Source organism: Acidovorax sp. M14 (assembly GCF_049331375.1).
GTDB lineage: Bacteria > Pseudomonadota > Gammaproteobacteria > Burkholderiales > Burkholderiaceae_C > Acidovorax.
On the sequence record NZ_CP186263.1, the window covers coordinates 3,922,058 to 3,937,807 of the forward strand.

General features: G+C 66.9%; 15 protein-coding genes. 7 read left to right on the forward strand and 8 right to left on the reverse strand.

All coding sequences use genetic code 11. The features are described 5' to 3' along the window. Positions 1-3: 3 nt before the first annotated feature. From ACOYR4_RS18255 to ACOYR4_RS18265, 3 genes are all read left to right on the forward strand, one after another. Entirely contained in the window at positions 4-324 is a 321-nt protein-coding gene (locus ACOYR4_RS18255; protein WP_422847570.1) for a hypothetical protein, read from the forward strand. A 73-nt stretch (positions 325-397) separates the two neighbouring features. Further along, positions 398-877, forward strand: coding sequence for a lysozyme inhibitor LprI family protein (locus ACOYR4_RS18260; RefSeq protein WP_422847571.1), 480 nt, complete (start codon positions 398-400; stop codon positions 875-877). Beyond that, positions 874-1,314, forward strand: a complete 441-nt coding sequence (locus ACOYR4_RS18265) for a hypothetical protein (RefSeq protein ID WP_422847572.1) — start codon at positions 874-876, stop codon at positions 1,312-1,314. The genes ACOYR4_RS18260 and ACOYR4_RS18265 overlap by 4 nt, the downstream gene beginning before the upstream one ends. 111 nt (positions 1,315-1,425) lie before the next feature. On the opposite strand, the gene rsmD is transcribed toward ACOYR4_RS18265, so the two are convergent. Genes rsmD through ACOYR4_RS18280 form a run of 3 tightly spaced genes read right to left on the reverse strand, consistent with a single transcriptional unit; the run spans position 1,426 to position 4,929 of the window. Next, positions 1,426-2,118, reverse strand: coding sequence for a 16S rRNA (guanine(966)-N(2))-methyltransferase RsmD (gene rsmD / locus ACOYR4_RS18270; protein WP_422847573.1), 693 nt, complete (start codon positions 2,116-2,118; stop codon positions 1,426-1,428). Next, on the reverse strand, positions 2,115-3,473 hold the full coding sequence (locus ACOYR4_RS18275) for a M16 family metallopeptidase (protein WP_422847574.1): 1,359 nt from the start codon (positions 3,471-3,473) through the stop codon (positions 2,115-2,117). Before ACOYR4_RS18275 ends, rsmD begins: the two co-directional genes overlap by 4 nt. A gap of 22 nt (positions 3,474-3,495) precedes the next feature. Then, positions 3,496-4,929 carry an insulinase family protein gene (locus tag ACOYR4_RS18280; protein WP_422847575.1) on the reverse strand — a complete coding sequence of 478 codons (1,434 nt, stop codon included), beginning with the start codon at positions 4,927-4,929 and terminating at the stop codon, positions 3,496-3,498. Between the two features lie 28 nt (positions 4,930-4,957). On the opposite strand from ACOYR4_RS18280, the gene ftsY reads away from it, so the two are divergent. The 4 genes from ftsY (at position 4,958) to ACOYR4_RS18300 (ending at position 11,474) form a co-directional block, all read left to right on the forward strand. Then, a complete protein-coding gene (ftsY, locus tag ACOYR4_RS18285; protein ID WP_422847576.1) occupies positions 4,958-6,382 on the forward strand; it encodes a signal recognition particle-docking protein FtsY in 1,425 nt (474 codons plus the stop codon). Between the two features lie 118 nt (positions 6,383-6,500). Beyond that, the gene (locus tag ACOYR4_RS18290) at positions 6,501-9,149 is read left to right on the forward strand and encodes an EAL domain-containing protein (RefSeq protein ID WP_422847577.1); all 2,649 of its coding nucleotides are present in this window, start codon (positions 6,501-6,503) and stop codon (positions 9,147-9,149) included. Between the two features lie 230 nt (positions 9,150-9,379). Continuing rightward, positions 9,380-10,318, forward strand: coding sequence for an RNA polymerase sigma factor RpoH (gene rpoH / locus ACOYR4_RS18295; RefSeq protein ID WP_422847578.1), 939 nt, complete (start codon positions 9,380-9,382; stop codon positions 10,316-10,318). A 115-nt stretch (positions 10,319-10,433) separates the two neighbouring features. Continuing rightward, entirely contained in the window at positions 10,434-11,474 is a 1,041-nt protein-coding gene (locus tag ACOYR4_RS18300) for a Bug family tripartite tricarboxylate transporter substrate binding protein (RefSeq protein ID WP_060983873.1), read from the forward strand. Between the two features lie 90 nt (positions 11,475-11,564). Here ACOYR4_RS18300 and ACOYR4_RS18305 read toward each other — a convergent pair whose 3' ends face one another. The 5 genes from ACOYR4_RS18305 to ACOYR4_RS18325 are packed head-to-tail and all read right to left on the reverse strand — an operon-like array spanning position 11,565 to position 15,735. After that, a complete protein-coding gene (locus ACOYR4_RS18305; RefSeq protein WP_422847579.1) occupies positions 11,565-12,179 on the reverse strand; it encodes an SCO family protein in 615 nt (204 codons plus the stop codon). Between the two features lie 8 nt (positions 12,180-12,187). Next, a complete protein-coding gene (gene cyoE / locus ACOYR4_RS18310; protein WP_422847580.1) occupies positions 12,188-13,090 on the reverse strand; it encodes a heme o synthase in 903 nt (300 codons plus the stop codon). Continuing rightward, positions 13,087-14,271: a COX15/CtaA family protein gene (locus ACOYR4_RS18315; protein ID WP_422847581.1), complete on the reverse strand. Its 1,185-nt coding sequence runs from the start codon at positions 14,269-14,271 to the stop codon at positions 13,087-13,089. Before ACOYR4_RS18315 ends, cyoE begins: the two co-directional genes overlap by 4 nt. Beyond that, positions 14,268-15,011 (reverse strand): SCO family protein, encoded by a 744-nt coding sequence (locus ACOYR4_RS18320; RefSeq protein WP_422847582.1) that lies wholly within the window; start codon positions 15,009-15,011, stop codon positions 14,268-14,270. The genes ACOYR4_RS18315 and ACOYR4_RS18320 overlap by 4 nt, the downstream gene beginning before the upstream one ends. Next, positions 14,953-15,735, reverse strand: a complete 783-nt coding sequence (locus tag ACOYR4_RS18325; RefSeq protein ID WP_422847583.1) for an SURF1 family protein — start codon at positions 15,733-15,735, stop codon at positions 14,953-14,955. Before ACOYR4_RS18325 ends, ACOYR4_RS18320 begins: the two co-directional genes overlap by 59 nt. Positions 15,736-15,750 lie beyond the last annotated feature (15 nt).

The following is a 15,750-nucleotide window of genomic DNA, read 5'->3' on the forward strand; positions in this document are numbered from 1 at the left end:
TCCATGTCATCCACCGCCGTCACCCTGCTCATTGCAGGCGCCGCCAACCTGCTGCCCGCGCTGTTCTTCATGTTCACGGCACTACTGGGCAGCAACGGCATGAACTCCGTCCAGGGCGGAAAGCTGCTGGGCACTCTGGCCGTGCTGCTGGTGCTGGGCTGGCTCGCCGCGCTGTGGCTAGCCCGCCACCTGGCGCGCTGGAGCCATGCGCGCGGCTGGTCCACTATGGCCAGCGTGGCAGCGGCCAGCGGCGGCGCGGTGGTCGCCTTCACCGTGCTGGCGCTGGTGTCCACCCTGGCGGCGCTGCTGTGGGTGGGGGCATGAGCGGACAACGCCGCAACGGATAGACCCAAGCGATCAAGCCAGCAAGACAGCAAACCCCGAGGGACACACCCACATGCACCACTACCATCACCACCGCCTCCGCAACCTCCATCGCACCGCACTTGCGCTGCTGACCACCTTCCTGCTGCTGGCCTCTGGCCCGCAGGCCGCTCAAGCCGCCGAACATTTCTGCGGCCAGCGCACCGCCCACCCCATCGACAAGGCCCTGGGCGCCGCCTCCGAGCGCAGCGGCGGCGTGACGGTGGACCTGATCGACGCCCAGAACGCGGCCTACGCCGCGTGGGACAAGGAGCTGAACCGCATCTACGCCCAGGTACTCAAGGCCGCTGGCCCCGGTCGGCGCGACACCCTGCGGGCCGCCCAGCGCGCCTGGCTCGCGTTTGACACCGCCCAGGGCCAGTGGGACAGCGCCATCTTTGCCGAACAGGGCAGCTCGGCCGCGCTGAACATTGGCGGTGCGGCGCTGGAGCGCCGACGCGCCCGCGTGTGCGCGCTCACCAACGACCTGGACAGCCTGAAGGATTCGCCATGATGCGCCGCGCACTGCTGCAGCGCCTGCCCCTGCTGGCAGCCGCCTTGGCGCCACTGCTGCGTCCCACCGCTAGCCGCGCGCAAGGCAGCGCCCAGGTGTGGCTGCGCGTGCGCAACCAGAGTCAGGAGGCCTTTACCCATGTCTGGCAGGGCCTGCCGCAGCAGGGCTCCGATGTGGACCTGGGCCCGCTGCTGCCGGGCGAGACCAGCCGCTGGCACGCGCTGCCCGCCACGCTGGCGCACTACCGCAAGACCCGCATCCAGATCGGCCAGCGCCAGCTCACGCATGTCACCGACCAGTCCTTCCCCGGTGGGCGGGCCACACTGGCGCCGGGCCACTACACCTTCAGCTACGCGCTCGAAAGTGGCGCGCTGCAGTTGGTGGTGATACCGGAGGCCGGCCCCGTCCGTAGCAGCCAGTCGCCTCAAAAACAATAGCAACCAGCGCATACAATACTAGCGCTTGGAGCGATTTTCCCCAAAAACAGCGCCCCAGCCGCCAGCGCAAACTCGGGGAACACCCGCCCTGGGTCTGCAGTGCCCAGGCGCTCAGCCGCGCTGCAGCAGGTGCGCATGCACCGCACCGGCCTTGAGGTGCCGGTACAGCACCAGGCCATGTTTTGCCAGTTCCTCGTCCGCCCACGCGCGGGGCGCTTCGAGGTAGATGAAGCCCCCGGCCGCTACGGCCTGGGCGGCGGCCTGCAGGGCGGGTTCAAAAAACGAGCCATCGAATGGCGGGTCCAGCAGCACCAGGTCCAGGCTGGCGGGTGTGGCCTGCTTCAGTGCAGACACGCCGTCGCCGCGCTGCACGCGCACGGCGCTGGCCTGCAGTTTGGCCTGCAGCACCTGCAACTGGGCGACCAGGGCCGCATCGTTTTCCACCAGCAGCACCGATGCGGCACCGCGCGAGGCGGCTTCAAGCCCCAGCGCGCCCGTGCCCGCAAACGCGTCCAGGCAGCGCCAGCCCGCCAGGTCCTGGCCCAGCCAGTTGAACAGGGTTTCGCGCACGCGGTCGGGCGTGGGGCGCAGGCCGGGGCGCTGGGCCACGGGCAGGCGGGTGCGCTTCCATTGCCCGCCGATGATGCGGATTTCGCCCGCGCCCTTGGGGGTGGCCGCCGCCGCAGCTGTGTCCTTGGCGTTTTTCTTGGCGGCCTTGGGGTCCACCGGGGCCGCAGCGGCTGCGGCCTGGGCCTTGCGGATTTCGGCGGTGATGGCGCTGCCGCGCAGGGTGGATCGGCTCATGGCTGCTTGCCTCCCACCACCACGGTCACCATGCGGTCGGGCTGCAGCTTTTGGGCCATGGCGGTGCGCACGTCGGCCACCGTGAGGGCCTCGACCTTTTTGGCCCACTGGTCCAGATAGTCCAGCGGCAGGTCGTTCCAGGCGATGTTGGCCACGTTGCCCAGCAGCTTCTTGTTGCTGTCGATGCGCAGCGCAAAGCCGCCGATGAGGTTGTCCTTGGCGGCGCGCAGTTCAGCCTCGGTGGGGCCTTCGGCCACAAAGCGGGCGATCACGTCGCGCGAGACCTGCACCGCCTGCGCGGCCTGGTCGGGGCGCGTCTGCAGGCCAACGGTGAAGGCCCCGGCGTGCAGGCCGGGGGCAAAGTAGCTGTAGACGCTGTAGCTCAGGCCGCGCTTTTCGCGCACCTCGTGGGTCAGGCGCGAGACAAAACCGCCGCCACCCAGGATGTGGTTGCCCACCAGCAGCGCGAGGAAGTCCGGGTCGCGGCGCTGGAAGCCCGGCTGGCCGATCAGCACATGGGCCTGGGCCGACGCGAACGGGATGGCCTTCTCGGCAGGTGCCGTCAGCGCCGCCACCTCGCCCACCGGCGGAAGCGGTGCGCAGCCTGCAGTGGCGGGCAGGCGCGACAGCAGCGTGGCCACCAGTGTCTGCGCCTGGGCGCGCGATACAGCGCCCACGATGCTGACCTTGGCGCGGCAGGCGGCCACGTACTGTGCGTGAAAGGCCTGCATGTCGGCCACGCTGATGCGGGCCAACGTTTCTTCGGTGGTGCGCACGCCGTAGGGGTGGTTGCCATACACCGCAGCGGCAAACGCGTGGTTGGCCACGGTGGCGGGGCGCGTGTTGGCTTCTTTCAGGCTGGCGCTCCAGCGGGCGCGGTCGCGTTGCCAGACGTCTTCGGTCGTCACGGGCTCCGCAATCTGGCGGGCCGCGAGGCGTGCGGCGCGCTCGAGCAGCGGCGGGTCGGTCAGCGAGCGCAGCACGTAGTGCAGCGTGTCGTTGTCGGCATTGGCTTCAAAGCTGGCGCCCAGGTCGGCCCAGGCCTCGCCCAGGCCGTTTTCGTCCAGCGCGGGCTCGGCGGTGGCGTCGCGCCCGGCTTTCACGCCCTTGCTCGCCATGGCCGCCACCGCATTGGCCAGGCCGGACTGGCCTGCCGGGTCGCGGCGCGTGCCGGCGTCAAAGTCAATCTGCACATCCACCATAGGGATGACCGGGCTTTCGACCAGGTAGACCTTGGCCCCATTGGGCTCCGTCCAGTGCTGGATGGGCAGCAGCGCCCAGGCCGAATTAGAAGAAAAAAGGGCGATAGCGCTAGTGCATAAAGCACGGAGAGCTATGTTTTTGATAGTAATCATGGGCAGTTTCCGCAGGGCGGGTTCAGCGGATGACAGCACCCGCAGGCAACTGGGGGCGGGCGCGGGGAGCGTCCAGCGGCTCGGGCAGCAGCGTGGCCACGGTGAGCTGGTCGTCGCCAAAATACTTGGCGGCCACGGCCTGCACCTGTGCCGGGGTCACGGTGCGCAGCAGGGCCAGCAGGCGCTCGTTGGCGTCCAGCGGAAAGCCCTGGATCCAGTTGCCGCCCAGCTCTTGCGCCTGGCTCATCACCGAGTCGCGCTCGTACACGGTGGAGGCGATCCATTGCGTCTTGACGCGGTTCAGCTCGGCCTCGCTCACCCCCTCCTTCGCCACCCGGGTCACCTCGGCGCGCAGCGCGTCTTCGACCTGCTGGGCGGTCTTGCCCGCAGCAGGCACGCCGCTGAGCATGAACAGGCTGGGGCCGCGCCCCGTGACCATGGCGGAGCTGCTGGCGCTGTCGGCCACACGATTGGGGCCCTGGGTCAGCGCGCGGTCCAGCCGGGCACCGTCGTAGCCGTTGAACACGGCCGACAGCACCATCAGCGCGAGGGCGTCGCGGTCTTCGTCGGTGAGGTTGTCCACGCGGTCCAGGCTGGGCGCGCGGAAGGCCAGGGCCACATAGGCCTGCTCGGCCGGGGCCTTGACGGCGATGCGGCGCAGGCCCTTTTGCTCGGGCTCGGTGCGCGGCTTGCGCGCGGGCAGCGCGTGCACGGGCAGGCTGCCGTAATACTTCTCGGCCAGCGCACGCACCTGGGCCACATCCACATCACCTGCCACCACAACGGCGGCGTTGGTGGGGGTGTACCACTGGCGGTGGAAGGCGCGCACGTCGTCGGGCGTCATCGCGTCCAGGTCGCTCATCCAGCCCACGATGGGGCGGCGGTAGGGCGATGCGTTGAAGGTGGCGGCAAACAGCTGCTCGGCCAGTACGGCGCGGGGCTGGTCTTCGGTGCGCAGACGCCGCTCTTCCTTGACGACCTCGATTTCTTTCTTGAACTCCTCGTCGGGCCAGTGGTTGTTGGCAAACCGGTCCGATTCGAGCTTCATCACGTCTTCCAGCCGGTTGGACGGGATTTGCTGGTAGTAGCCGGTGTAGTCGCGGCTGGTGAATGCGTTCTCCCGCCCGCCCAGCGCCGCCACGCGGCGCGAGAACTCTCCCGGCGGCAAGGTCTTGGTGCCCTTGAACATCATGTGCTCCAGCGCATGGGCCACGCCCGAGGTGCCGTCCACCTCGTCCATCGAGCCCACACGCACCCAGACCATGTGCACCGCCGTCGGGGCGCGGCGGTCAGGCTGCACGATGAGTTGCATACCGTTCTTGAGGGTGAACTGCTGCGCGCCAGAGGCCGTGGCAGACGGCGCGCTGGAGGGTTGAGACACCGGGGTGGTGGCCGCAAAGGCAGCCCCGGACGAGAGGCAGGCCAGCAGGCCCAGAAGGGTGAAAGCGCGTTTCATAGAATGGGGAGATTCTAAGAACCCGCCAATGTTCAGTTTTTTCAAGAAAAAGCCCGCTCCTTCGCCCGCCCCCACCGATGCGCCCGCCCCGGCCCAGCCGGTAGGCGCACCGGCGCCCGCCGTGGATGCGCCCGTAGCGCCGCCCCCACCCGCCACGCCGCCCGTGGCGACCCCTACCACCCCTGCGCCGGTCGCACCCGCGCCCGTAGCGGCGTCCGCCCCGGCCGGTTTTGGCTGGCTGCGCAACCCGTTTGGCAGCAAAGCCCCCGAGCCCGCGGCGCCGCCCCCCGCCGCACCCGCGCCCGCCATCGAGCCCGCTCCGGCGCCTGTGGCGATGCCACCGGTGGCGCCGATCGTCACACCGCCCCCTGCGGCGCCTGCAGTTACCGTACCGGCCGCTGCCGCAGTGGCCACAAGCCCAGCATTCCCCCCCGTCGCGCCCCCGGTTCCCGTTGCCGCGCCTGCGCCGGTGACTCCGCCCGCACCCATCACGCCACCGCCTGCGCCCGTGGCCGCACCCGCCATGTCGGCTGCATCCCCTGCCCCAGCGCCCGAGCGCAAAGGCTGGCTCGACCGCCTCAAGGCGGGCCTGCGCAAAACTGGCAGCAGCATTGCCACCGTCTTCACCGGCACCCAAATTGACGACGCGCTGTATGAGGAGCTGGAAGAGGCCCTGCTGATGGCCGACACCGGTGTGAAGGCCACCACGCACCTGCTGACAGACCTCAAGCGCCGCGTGAAGGACAGCAAAACCACCGACCCTGCGGCCGTCAAGGGCCTGCTGGCCGATGCACTGGCCGACCTGTTGCGCCCGCTCGAAAAAGCCCTGGTGATTGGCGAGCACACCCCCACCGTGATCATGGTGGCCGGCGTGAACGGTGCGGGCAAGACCACCTCCATCGGCAAGCTCACCAAACACCTGGCAGACGAAGGCGCCGCCGTGCTGCTGGCCGCCGCCGACACCTTCCGTGCCGCTGCGCGCGAGCAGCTCGGTGTGTGGGCTGACCGCAACACGGTCGAGATCGTGAGCCAGGAAGGCGGTGACCCCGCTGCCGTGAGCTTTGATGCCGTGACCGCTGGCAAGGCGCGCGGCAAAGATGTGGTGCTGGTGGACACCGCCGGGCGCCTGCCCACGCAGTTGCACCTGATGGAAGAGCTGAAGAAGATCCGCCGCGTGGTCACCAAAGCCGACGCCACCGCCCCGCACGAGGTGCTGCTGGTGATTGACGGCAACACCGGCCAGAACGCGCTGGCCCAGGTGCGTGCGTTTGACGATGCGCTGCAGCTCACCGGCCTGATCGTCACCAAACTGGACGGCACGGCCAAGGGCGGCGTGCTGGCCGCCATCGCGCAGGAGCGCCCGATCCCGGTGTACTTCATCGGTGTGGGCGAAAAACTCGAAGACCTGGAAACCTTCAATGCCCGCGAATTTGCCCAGGCCTTGCTGAGCTGAGCCTCACGATCTGCGCTCAACCGATGTGAGAAATGGCCCCATCCGGGGCCATTTACACGTTTACGGATCGCAACGTTTCCTCCATCATGGGCTTTCACCTTGGAAAGCACGGAGGCCCATGTTCATTGAGCTGGTCAAAGGCGTTGCGCTGCTGCTGGCGCTGTGCTTTCTGCACGGGTTCAACATCCGCGTCTGGCGCCAACACCCGTGGGTGGGCCAGGTCTTTTCGGGGCTGATCTTCGGTGGCATCTGCGTGGTGGGCATGCTCACCCCGGTGGTGCTGATGCCGGGTGTGATCTTTGACGCACGCTCGGTGGTGCTGAGCATGGCCGGCCTGTTTGGCGGCCCGCTGGTGGCTGGCATTGCGGCGTTGATGGCGGCCACGGGCCGCCTGTGGCTGGGAGGCGCCGGGGCCGAGGTGGGACTGATGGTGATCGTGCTGTGCACCGCCCTGGGGCTGGTGTACCGCGAGGGCCGGGCCCGGGGGCGGCTGGGGGTGGAGCCCGTCACCCTGGCAGTGTTCGGGCTGCTGCTGCACACGGCGGTGATCGCGCTGTTTCAGCTGCTGCCCGCCGAGGCCGTGCAGCGCATCAACCAGACGCTGGCCCTGCCCTATCTGCTGACCTTCACCCCCTCCACGGTGGTGCTGGGCCTGCTGCTGCACGATGTGGAGCAGCGCATGGCCACCGAGCGGGCGCTGACGGGCACGGCAGCGCGCCTGCATGCCATCACACAGGCCATTCCTGATGTGCTGCTGGTGCTGGATGCCCAGGGCCGGTACGTAGAAGTGCTGTCCCCCAACGACTCCGCCCTGGTGGCCAGCGCGCCCGTGCTGGTGGGCCAGCGGCTGCACGATGTGCTGCCCGCCGAGCAGGCCGAACGGTTCATGGCGCTCATCCGGGACACGCTGCAGTCTGGCCAGACCCACAGCGTGGAATATGAAATGCAGACCCTGTCAGGGCTGCGCCAGTTTGAGGGGCGCACCCAGCCCCTGGGCGTGCAGGTGGGCGGCCAGGCGGCCGTGGTGTTTCTGGCCCGCGACATCACCAAGCGCAAGCAGGCAGAAAGTGCGCTGCGCGAGTCCGAGCTGCGCTTTCGCTCGCTGCTGCGCAATATTCCGTCCATCTCGGTACAGGGCTACCTGCAGGACGGCACCACCAGCTACTGGAACCAGGCGTCCGAGCAGCTGTACGGCTACACCGCCGAAGAAGCCATCGGCAGTAACCTGCTCGACCTCATCATCCCCCCGCCCATGCGCAACGATGTGCGGGCGCACATGCAGCACATGTTCGCCACCGGCGAGGTGATTCCCGCGGGCGAGCTGCAGCTGCAGCGCAAGGACGGCACGCCGGTGCACGTGTTCTCCAGCCACGCCTACATCCAGGTGCCAGGCCACCCGCCGGAGATGTTCTGCATTGATATCGACATCTCGGGCCGCAAGGCCGCCGAGGACGAGGCCCGCTACCTGGCTTTCTACGACGCGCTCACCCAGTTGCCCAACCGCCGCCTGCTGGTGGACCGGCTGCAGCAGGTACTGGTCAACGGTGCCCGATCAGGCCTGACCACGGCCGTGCTGTTTGTGGACCTGGACAACTTCAAGACCCTGAACGACACCAGGGGCCATGAAGTCGGCGACCTGCTGCTCAAGGACGTGGCCCAACGCCTGCGCAGCTGCGTGCGCGAGCAGGACACCGTGGCCCGCCTGGGGGGAGACGAGTTTGTGGTGGTGCTGCAGAACCTGAGCAGCGACGCCCCCGAGGCCGCCGCGCAGGCGCGCACGCTGGGCGAGCTGATGCTGGCGCAGTTGCGACAGCCGTACGAGCTGGCGGGGCACGAGCACCACTTCACGGCCAGCATTGGCGTGACGCTGCTCACCCATCAGCGCGACTCGGTGGACGAGGTGCTCAAGCAGGCCGACATGGCCATGTACCGCGCCAAGGACGCCGGGCGCAACACGCTGCGCTTTTTTGACCCCGAAATGCAAGAGGCCGTGAACCGCCGCGCACTGCTGGAGACCGAACTGCACAACGGCCTGCGGCGCGCGCAGTTCCTGCTGCTGTACCAGCCGCAGGTGGACAGCCAGGGGCGCGTGACCGGCGCAGAGGCCCTGGTGCGCTGGCAACATCCGGTGCAGGGCATGGTGCCGCCGTCAGAGTTCATCCCGCTGGCCGAGGAGTCGGGCCTGATCCTGCCGCTGGGCCAATGGGTCATGGAAACCGCCCTGCACCAGCAGGCCCGCTGGCAGCAAGACCCGCTGTTTGCACACCTGAGCCTGGCCATCAACGTGAGCGCGCGCCAGTTCCTGCAGGACGACTTTGTGGCCCAGGTGCTGGCGCTGGTGCGGCAGACCGGCGCCAATCCCGCCCAGATCAAGCTGGAGCTGACCGAAAGCCTGCTGCTGGACAACGTGGACAGCGTGATCGCCACCATGCGCGCCCTCAAGGCCCATGGCCTGGGGTTTTCGCTGGACGACTTTGGCACGGGGTACTCGTCGCTCAGCTACCTCAAGCGCCTGCCACTGGACCAGATCAAGATCGACCAGGGCTTTGTGCGCGACGTGCTGCTGGACGCCAGCGACGCGGCCATCGCCCGCTCCATCATCGCGCTGGCCGGCAGCCTGGGTCTGTCTGTGATCGCCGAAGGGGTGGAAACCACCGCCCACCATCAGTTTCTGCTGGCGCACGGCTGCCAGGCCTTTCAGGGCTACTTGTTCGGCCGGCCGCTCACGCTGGAAGACTTTGAAAACCGGGTGCGGCAGGGCGTGTAGAGGGGACAGAGGCACTCCACAACAGCTGGAACCGACCGTTTGAGGGCGATACGTTGACAGTTATTCACTATGTTTTTGATAGCTTTTCAGGCATGTAGCACTAGCACTCGATGCTGATTTGACTCTGATAATGTCAAACGGTATCAATGAGCAACCTGACGGGAACTCCGGGCTTAGCACTCAATCAGAGAGAGTGCTAATATGATGGCTTAGAGGAAAGGATTCCCGGAATGAAAATTCAATCTGGAACCGCGACGATGTCTCTGGCACCCGCCAATCCCTGGGCGCTGGTGCCCCCCTTGGGCAACCTGGACGCCTATATTTCGGCTGTCAACCGCCTGCCCCTGCTTACGCACGAAGAAGAGCAGACCTACGCGCGCCAACTCAAGGACAACAACGATCTGGACGCCGCCGGCCGGCTGGTGATGTCGCACCTGCGTCTGGTGGTTTCGATTGCACGCCAGTACCTGGGGTACGGCCTGCCCCATGGCGACCTGATCCAGGAAGGTAATGTGGGCCTGATGAAGGCCGTCAAGCGCTTTGACCCCGACCAGGGTGTGCGCCTGGTGAGCTACGCCATGCACTGGATCAAGGCCGAGATCCACGAATACATTCTGAAGAACTGGCGCATGGTCAAGGTGGCGACCACCAAGGCCCAGCGCAAGCTGTTCTTCAATCTGCGGTCCATGAAGCAGGGTTTCAAGGCCGATGCCGCCGCCGATGCGGCCACGCACCGCGACACCCTGTCGGACAGCGAGATCGACTCGGTCGCGCAGCAGCTGAACGTCAAGCGCGAAGAAGTCATCGAGATGGAAACCCGCATGTCGGGTGGCGATGTGCTGCTGGACCCTGCCCCTTCCGATGACGGCGAGCAGGCGTTTGGCCCCATTGCCTACCTGGCAGACGCATCGCACGAACCCACGGCCATGATCGAGTCGCGCCAGCGCGACGCGCTGGCCACCGACGGCATTGCCAACGCCCTGGCCAGCCTGGACGACCGCAGCCGCCGCATCGTGGAAGAGCGCTGGCTCAAGGTCAACGACGATGGCTCCGGCGGCATGACGCTGCACGACCTGGCCGCCGTGTACGGCGTGAGCGCCGAGCGCATTCGCCAGATCGAAGTGGCCGCCATGAAGAAGATGAAAAAGGCCCTGGCCGAATACGCCTGACCGGGCCGGGCAGCGGGGTTAATATCTCCGGCTGCAGAAGTTGCCTCGCGGGGCCCCAGTTCTGGGGCCCCGCGTCGTTTGGGCCCCCGAATATTCTTCAAGGAGATTGCACCTCATGCCCTCACGTCCCGCCTTTACCGGCCGTGTTTCCCGCCGTGCTTCGCTGTTGATCGCGCTGGCTGCCGTGTCCCCGTGGGCGCTGGCGCAAAGCGCCGGCAAGGCTGCCGCTACGGCGCCCGCGCCACTGGCCTGGCCCAGCAAGCCGCTGAAGATCATTGTGGGTTTTCCAGCCGGTTCGTCGCCGGACCTGACGGCGCGTACGTTCGCTGAACCGCTGTCCAAGGCCTTGGGCCAGCCCGTGATCGTGGACAACAAGGTGGGCGCAGGCGGCAACATTGGCGCCGACGCTGTGGCCAAGGCCCGTGACGACCACACCATCGGGCTGATGATCAACGGCAACATGACGATTGCCAAGCTGCTGAACCCGGCGGTTCCGTATGACCCGATCAAGGATCTGGCACCGCTGAGCCTCATCGGCACTTCGCCGCTGATCCTGACCGCACCCGTCAACCAGCCTGGCGTGGCCGCCAACGGCACTGCGCGGGACTTCTTCGTGGCCGCACGCAACGGGGGCGACAAGTGGAGCTATGGCACGCCCGGCGTGGGCACGGTGGGCCACATCGGCACCGAACTGCTCAAGGCACGCAGCAACATCAACCCCGTGCATGTGCCCTACCCCGGCTATCCGCAGGTAGCCAACGCGATGCTGGGCGGCCAGTTGCAGATGGCGCTGCTGCCCCCGGCGCTGGCCCAGGCCCAGGTGCGTGCAGGCAAGCTGCGCGCGATCGGTGTGACCTCGTCCGGACGGAGCCCGCTGGCCCCCGATGTGCCGAGCCTGGCCGAGGCTGGCATCAGCAACTTCAACCTGGAGATCTGGAATGCCTTCGCAGCGCCCTCCACCATGCCCAAGCCCATCCAGGCCAAGCTGGCCGCGCTGCTCAGCGAGATCGCCCGCAGCGAGGACGTGCGCAGCAAGCTGTTCCAGCAAGGGTGGCAGACGGTGGGCTCGTCGCCCGAAGGCCTGGCCAACCGCATCAAAGCCGACACCAATCTGCTGGGCGGCGTGATTGCGATGCGCGGTATCAAGGCCGAATAAGGCCCCAAGGCGCCAACTCATGCGGGGCCGCACAGCGCCCCGCGCCACGGCGGCCTGGCACAGGCCCCGGGGCACTCAGAGGCTGGGGCTTTAGCCCCCGGCCTCGGCCAACAACACCTTCACATCGGCCGCCAGTGCTTGCGCGCCGCTGCCGTAGCGGTTGTAGACCCGCAGGCGTCCTGCGGTGTCGTACACGTAGCTGCCTGCCGAGTGGTCCATGGTGTAGCTGGTGGGCGTCTTGCCATCGACCTTTTTGTAGTAAATCTTGAAGTCCTTGGCCACGGCAGCCAGCTGCTCGGGCGTGCCATACAGCGCCAGGAAGCTTGGATCGAAATTGGCCATGTAGGCCTTGAGCACCTCGGGCGTGTCGCGCTCCGGGTCTACGGTCACAAAAATACCCTGCAGGCGGTCGCCGTCCTTGCCCAGCATCTGCTTAACCTCGGCCAGCTCCTGCATCGACGTGGGGCACACGTCGGGGCACTGGGTGTAGCCAAAGAACACCACCACCACCTTGCCGGCAAAGTCCTTGATGTGGCGGGGTTGGCCGTTGTGGTCGGTCAGGGGAATGTCGCGGGCGTATTCAGCGCCGGTGACGTCCACACCCCGGAATTCGGCCTTTTTCTCGGAACATGCGCCCAGGAGGCCTGTAGCGCAGAGAGACAGTGCGCTAGCAGCTATCAATTGAAGAGCATTTCGTTTCTGCATGGAGGTCATCACAGCACGTAGTGGTCCACCAGCAGTGCCGCAAACAGCACGCTCAGATGGATGAGTGAAAAGCGGAAGGTCTTACGGGCCAGAGCGTCCGAATAATTGCGCCACAGCGCGAACGCGTACCCGCAAAAACCGAGGCTGAGGAGCACGGCGGCAGCCAGATAGATCCAGGAACTCATGCCATAGATGAACGGCATCATGCACCCGGCCAGCAGGATCAGCGTGTACAGGAACACCTGCAACCGCGTGAACTCGTTGCCGTGCGTGACGGGCAGCATGGGCAGGCCGGACTTGCGGTAGTCCTCCACCCGGTACAGGGCTAGTGCCCAGAAGTGCGGCGGCGTCCACAAAAAGATGATGAGGAAGAGGATAAGCGCCTCGGGCCCCACATCGTTGGTCATGGCCGCCCAGCCCAGCACCGGTGGCATGGCCCCGGAGGCGCCGCCGATCACGATATTCTGGGGCGTGAGGGGTTTGAGAATCACGGTGTAGACCACCGCATAGCCCACAAAGGTGGCGAAGGTGAGCCACATGGTCAGCGGGTTGATCCAGACGTACAGCAGCGCGGAACCTACGGCACAGAGTACGGCTGAGAACAGCAGCGTCTGCGCATTGGACAGCTCGCCCTTGGCCGTCGGACGCCAAGCGGTGCGCTTCATCTTGGCGTCGATACCCTGCTCGACGATGCAATTGAACGCGGCCGCAGCACCGGCCACCAGCCACACGCCCAGGCACGCCAGCGCCATGTGGGCCAGTTGCGCAGCGTTGGGCAGGCCGGGCACGGCCAGCACCATGCCAATCAGCGCACAAAAGACGATGAGCTGCACCACGCGGGGCTTGGTCAGCGCATAAAACTGCTGGAACCGCGAGGGCGGCGCAGCAACGGCGGAGGGGGCAACACTCATGCAGATACTCTCGATGCGCCCGTGGGCGCGGAAAACTCTTGGGGCGCAGGTGCCGCGCGGCTGGACACCAGGGCCCAGGTCAGCACCACCACCAGGGCAGCGGCGCCGCCGGTATGCAACACCGCGGCCACCAGGGGCCAGTCCAGCACCACGTTGGACAAACCCGTCACCAGCTGCAGCAAGGCCAGACCGCCAATCCACCGGGCCTGCGTAGGCAACACGCCATTGCGATGGAAGCGCCAGGCCACCAGGCCCAGTGCCAGCAGCACCACATAGGCCATCAGGCGGTGCACGTAATGAATGGCGGTGAGCGCAGCAAAGCTTATGTGGCTACCGTCCTGCAACATGCCCAGCTTGCGCCAGATCTGGAAGCCCTGCGCAAAGTCCATGGCGGGCCACCAGCTGCCCTGGCAGGTGGGGAAGGTGGTGCATGCCAGCACCGCATAGTTGGTGCTGACCCAGCCGCCCAGCACGACTTGCAGGGCCAGCAGCAGGGCCGTTAGTACCAGCCCCCAGCGCAGCACGGGGGACAAGGCCACCGGTGAGCGCCCCTGGGCACTGTGGGTATGGCGCACGGCCTGCACACACAACAGTGCCAGCAGCACCAGACCACCGATCAGGTGCAGGGTGACGATGGCAGGAAAGAGCTTCATGGTCACCGTGAGCGCGCCAAACGCGCCCTGTAGGCACACCCACAACAAGGTCACCGTGGGCCACCAGGGGCTGAGCGGCGGCGCCTGCTGCCCGCCATCACGCCGGGCACGCCGTTGCTGCACCCAGGACGACACAGTGATCACAATGATCAGCACCCCCACACCTGTGGCCAAGTAACGGTGGATCATCTCGATCCAGGCCTTGCCGTGCGTCACGGGGCCGGTCGGCATGGCCTCCTGGGCGGCCGCAATCTCGGCGCGGGCACCCACCGGGCTGGCGCTGCCATAACAGCCGGGCCAGTCGGGACAACCCAGGCCCGAATCGGTCAAGCGTGTGAAGGCGCCGAACAGCACCAGATCAAACGTGAGGAACAGCGTGAGCACCGTGAGCGCCTGCAAGCGCCGCATGGGCGTGCTGCGGCGATTGCGCGCCCACACCCAGACCAGCGGCCCCAGCGCGATCACCAGGCCGAGCAGCATCAGCTCGAACACTGGGGCCAGGTCGTACAGCGGTTGGGTATCGGTCATGGCTTGACCGGCCGCCCCGGCTCGTCCCACGAAGAAGAAGCACGCAGCAGGCGCTCCAGGTCCCGCTTGGCCTTGGCGGCGCCACTCGTGTCCATGGCTGCCGGAAAACGCATCATCCAGTTGCCCATCGGGTCCACCACATAGAGGTGGTCTGCAAGTTGCTGGCCCGGAGCAGGCTCCAGCCAGGCCGTGAGGGCACTGGGCTCGACCCGCAAGACAGTGGCTTGCTGCAGGGCGGGCGTGAGAGCGGCGGGTGGCAGGGCGTTGTCGTTGATCAGCCATACCCAGTCCACCCGGTCTTTTTCCTTACCCAAGCTCTCGCGCAGCTGGCGCTGCAGGTACAGGTGCTTCTGGCAGGCCGGATCGCAATCGCCCCCGGCCACACTGACCAGCAACCATTGGCCTTTGAGGGACTCCAGCCGCTTGGCCCCGCCATCGAGCGTGGAGGCGGTGAGCGCAGGCACGGTGCGCTGGGGGTTGATCAGCTCGCCGTAAACGCGCCGCCCCTCCGGGCGGATCACGTAGTAGGTGAAGTACGAGGCGACCACTGGCGCGGCGCAGATCAGCAGCACGCCCAGCATCTTCCAGCGCCCATGGCGCGCACGCTGTGCGGTGGCGACCGCCTCCCCCGCCTCGGGCAAGGTGTGTACGGTCAACCCCAGCGGGTGCTCCGAACGCGCCTCAGGCGGCAGGCTGGCTGCGCGGGCGAATGAACCGTCGGACGATTTGGAACCAGACATAAAGGAGTGCTATCAGGCCGCAGAGCCCGAACCATTGAAATGCGTAACCGTAGTGTTTTTCGACACCCGCGCCGACCACAGGCCAGTCGCGCAGCAGGCCATCGCCCGCGTCGCCCACTGGGCCCGTCTGCAACACCGTGAGGGGGGCGAGCGCCAGACCGGTTTCGGTGCGGAACGCTGCCAAGTCCAGATTTTGCCGGATGCGGGAAGACCCCTGTGCACTATCGCCCCCCTGGAACTCATACAGCCGCGAGGGCGACAGGGCCACACGGCCTTGAACGCGTACCTCGGTATCCGTCGGCGTGGTCACGGAAGGCAGCTGGGTGCGGTCCTGGAAATTGCGCGCTGCCCATCCGCGCTGCACCAGCACCACCCCAGCGCCAGAAAGTTGCAGTGGTGTGAGCACAAAAAACCCAGGGCGCCCCTGCATCTGCCTGTTGTCCAGATACACCGTGTGCTCAGGCAGCCAGCGCCCCTGCAGCACCACAGCACGGTGTACAAGGGCTTGTTGGGCCTCGGGCGTCGCGCTAGCCTGGTCTGTCAGCGTACGCCCGTCTATGGCCGGCTGGCTGGCCCGCGCATCCAGCATCGCCTGCAGCGACTCTTTCTGGGCGGCTCGCGACAATTGCCAACGCCCCAAAGAGGCAGTGACCAGCATGCCCACCACGGCAGCCAGGGTAATGAGCCAAAAACGCAGGCCCGCAGGACGGCGAAGGGGGGTCACAGGATAATGCGCTCC

Bases quoted from the DNA above. Each gene is read 5' to 3' on its own strand.
- ACOYR4_RS18255 (WP_422847570.1), top strand. From the start codon at position 4: ATGTCATCCACCGCCGTCACCCTGCTCATTGCAGGCGCCGCCAACCTG.
- cyoE (WP_422847580.1), bottom strand. From the start codon at position 13,090: ATGAGTGTTGCCCCCTCCGCCGTTGCTGCGCCGCCCTCGCGGTTCCAG.
- ftsY (WP_422847576.1), top strand. From the start codon at position 4,958: ATGTTCAGTTTTTTCAAGAAAAAGCCCGCTCCTTCGCCCGCCCCCACC.
- ACOYR4_RS18315 (WP_422847581.1), bottom strand. From the start codon at position 14,271: ATGACCGATACCCAACCGCTGTACGACCTGGCCCCAGTGTTCGAGCTG.
- ACOYR4_RS18275 (WP_422847574.1), bottom strand. From the start codon at position 3,473: ATGATTACTATCAAAAACATAGCTCTCCGTGCTTTATGCACTAGCGCT.
- ACOYR4_RS18260 (WP_422847571.1), top strand. From the start codon at position 398: ATGCACCACTACCATCACCACCGCCTCCGCAACCTCCATCGCACCGCA.
- ACOYR4_RS18300 (WP_060983873.1), top strand. From the start codon at position 10,434: ATGCCCTCACGTCCCGCCTTTACCGGCCGTGTTTCCCGCCGTGCTTCG.
- ACOYR4_RS18305 (WP_422847579.1), bottom strand. From the start codon at position 12,179: ATGCAGAAACGAAATGCTCTTCAATTGATAGCTGCTAGCGCACTGTCT.
- ACOYR4_RS18290 (WP_422847577.1), top strand. From the start codon at position 6,501: ATGTTCATTGAGCTGGTCAAAGGCGTTGCGCTGCTGCTGGCGCTGTGC.
- ACOYR4_RS18320 (WP_422847582.1), bottom strand. From the start codon at position 15,011: ATGTCTGGTTCCAAATCGTCCGACGGTTCATTCGCCCGCGCAGCCAGC.
- rsmD (WP_422847573.1), bottom strand. From the start codon at position 2,118: ATGAGCCGATCCACCCTGCGCGGCAGCGCCATCACCGCCGAAATCCGC.
- ACOYR4_RS18265 (WP_422847572.1), top strand. From the start codon at position 874: ATGATGCGCCGCGCACTGCTGCAGCGCCTGCCCCTGCTGGCAGCCGCC.
- rpoH (WP_422847578.1), top strand. From the start codon at position 9,380: ATGAAAATTCAATCTGGAACCGCGACGATGTCTCTGGCACCCGCCAAT.
- ACOYR4_RS18280 (WP_422847575.1), bottom strand. From the start codon at position 4,929: ATGAAACGCGCTTTCACCCTTCTGGGCCTGCTGGCCTGCCTCTCGTCC.